Source organism: Parabacteroides sp. AF14-59 (genome assembly GCF_003479515.1).
Lineage (GTDB): Bacteria > Bacteroidota > Bacteroidia > Bacteroidales > Tannerellaceae > Parabacteroides > Parabacteroides faecis.
In genome coordinates this window covers 1-208 of sequence record NZ_QUHH01000052.1, presented here as the reverse complement: position 1 = coordinate 208, position 208 = coordinate 1, and the positions used below count along the sequence as shown (strand labels likewise).

The following is a 208-nucleotide window of genomic DNA, read 5'->3' as shown; positions in this document are numbered from 1 at the left end:
GTATTCCATTTCTTATACCCCTGGTAATAGCCTTTCTGCTGCCAGAAAAGCCATCCGCAACACACCGCTATTCCCCCGATTACAGCGACTGAAAGTATCTTCTTCCCCTCTCGAGAGGGGGTAGGGGGTGTGTCAATGGAGACAGTTGTATTAGCAATCCCCATCAACACCACCAACACCACCCAGAACTCCGGTAGCTGCAACGGAT

General features: G+C 51.0%; 1 pseudogene. It reads right to left on the bottom strand.

Going from position 1 to position 208, the window contains the following annotated elements:
* Positions 1–208, bottom strand: a pseudogene (locus tag DWW23_RS26900) (hypothetical protein); the annotation flags it as partial.